This window comes from Thermopolyspora sp. NPDC052614 (assembly GCF_040678635.1).
Lineage (GTDB): Bacteria > Actinomycetota > Actinomycetes > Streptosporangiales > Streptosporangiaceae > Thermopolyspora.
Genome location: NZ_JBFATZ010000042.1, coordinates 1 through 2,500, shown reverse-complemented (window position 1 = coordinate 2,500; position 2,500 = coordinate 1). Strand labels below are relative to the sequence as shown.

Below are 2,500 nucleotides of genomic sequence, written 5' to 3'. Positions count from 1 at the left end.
CCACGACCACGTAAATAAGCCGCCGCGGGCGTATAGGGGCGACCTAGGAGAGGTCGGGGCCCCCTTTAGGGCGGCGTGGGCCTGCCTATATGCCTACCCTACTACTCCTGCTGCGCTGGCTGCGTTTTAGGTGGGCGGGGTGGTTATAGTGCTAGGCTGATGCTTTGTTACGTGCGGCTTCTGGTCAAGCCTGGCGGCCACCTGCTCCCTCTAGCGCCCCCCGTAGATGGGCATAGCGATAGCAGCGTACGCCAGGGCCTTCGGCCAGGGCCTCCCTATAGCGCTTCTAGCCTCTAAAGCCTCCTGGTGGCGCCTGTGTCGGGGTGCAGGGTAAGGCCTACCCTGAACCTACCCTGTACCATCTGGGGGCGGCGGCAAGGGCAAAAGAAATACGTGGGCTGGCTGCTGGCAGGCCTGGGGGCGCGCTGGTGCCGAGAAACCCGGCGCCGAGAGGGGGGGGTGGTGCGTTGTTGGAAATGTATGTTCGTGAGTCGATTTTTTGGATTTGCCATACAAATGAATTTTGCGGGAAATCAAAAGTGGCCAACGAGTGCCGGGTGGCGGGGGCGCCCCACCAGAGAGCTCGGAGGGTATGTGAGAGCGGGTGGCCAGTCGAGCAATCGGCCGGCCACAACACAACCGCAATCAAACAACTGTACCATATCTTGAAGACTTTCATTGCGTGGTCCCTTGAACAGGCTTGCAGGCTCCGGTCTCGCTAGCGAGGGATTCATAGTGTTGGTCGGCCCCCACGAAACCGGTCGCTCAGGCTTCACGGCGTACTGGGGATGCCCTGAAGGCGACGAATGCCCCGGCAATCGCCGCTGTAGGGATGGGTTCTGTGGATTACTGGCCTCTGGCGAGTTCTACCATCGAGCAACGGAAGGCAACCACGCCCGCCGGACGCCGCAATGGCTGAAGTCGGGCGCTGAGTCCTTCTCCTGGCGTGCCCCAGGCCACACGCCGCCCGTTCGGGCTCAGTGTGGTCGACGGCTTCGCTGGGGAACACATGAGTGGGAAAGCGGATTGCCGGCTCGCACGGCGCCCACGGCTCCTGCCGCAGGTGCTTTGCCCGGCGCGTCTCCGGACGCCACCCAGTGAACTTGACATCTCTCCGGCGCTGCTCGCAGCACCGGTTGCCGTTTTTCCGCGGCGGACGATAGTTATCTGGTTGATTCTGCCAGTAGTCATATGCTTGTCTCAAAGATTAAGCCATGCATGTCTAAGTATAAGCAATTATACAGCGAAACTGCGAATGGCTCATTATATAAGTTATCGTTTATTTGATAGTACCTTACTACTTGGATAACCGTGGTAATTCTAGAGCTAATACATGCTAAAAATCCCGACTTCGGAAGGGATGTATTTATTAGATTAAAAACCAATGCCCTCTGGGCTCTTTGGTGATTCATGATAACTTCTCGAATCGCACGGCCTTGCGCCGGCGATGGTTCATTCAAATTTCTTCCCTATCAACTTTCGATGTTTGGGTATTGGCCAAACATGGTTGCAACGGGTAACGGAGGGTTAGGGCTCGACCCCGGAGAAGGAGCCTGAGAAACGGCTACTACATCCAAGGAAGGCAGCAGGCGCGCAAATTACCCAATCCCGACACGGGGAGGTAGTGACAATAAATACTGATACAGGGCTCTTTTGGGTCTTGTAATTGGAATGAGTACAATTTAAATCCCTTAACGAGGAACAATTGGAGGGCAAGTCTGGTGCCAGCAGCCGCGGTAATTCCAGCTCCAATAGCGTATATTAAAGTTGTTGTGGTTAAAAAGCTCGTAGTTGAACCTTGGGCCTGGCTGGCCGGTCCGCCTCACCGCGTGTACTGGTCCGGCCGGGCCTTTCCCTCTGTGGAACCTCATGCCCTTCACTGGGTGTGACGGGGAAACAGGACTTTTACTTTGAAAAAATTAGAGTGCTCCAGGCAGGCCTATGCTCGAATACATTAGCATGGAATAATGAAATAGGACGTGTGGTTCTATTTTGTTGGTTTCTAGGACCGCCGTAATGATTAATAGGGACAGTCGGGGGCATCAGTATTCAATTGTCAGAGGTGAAATTCTTGGATTTATTGAAGACTAACTACTGCGAAAGCATTTGCCAAGGATGTTTTCATTAATCAGGAACGAAAGTTAGGGGATCGAAGACGATCAGATACCGTCGTAGTCTTAACCATAAACTATGCCGACTAGGGATCGGACGATGTTATTTTTTGACGCGTTCGGCACCTTACGAGAAATCAAAGTGCTTGGGCTCCAGGGGGAGTATGGTCGCAAGGCTGAAACTTAAAGAAATTGACGGAAGGGCACCACCAGGGGTGGAGCCTGCGGCTTAATTTGACTCAACACGGGGAAACTCACCAGGTCCAGACACAATGAGGATTGACAGATTGAGAGCTCTTTCTTGATTTTGTGGGTGGTGGTGCATGGCCGTTCTTAGTTGGTGGAGTGATTTGTCTGCTTAATTGCGATAACGAACGAGACCTTAACCT

Annotated in this window: 1 rRNA gene; it reads left to right on the top strand. The window is 53.8% G+C overall.

Annotated elements, in window-relative coordinates:
* Positions 1–1,159 precede the first annotated feature (1,159 nt).
* Positions 1,160–2,500, top strand: a 16S ribosomal RNA gene (locus AB0K60_RS37535); the annotation flags it as partial.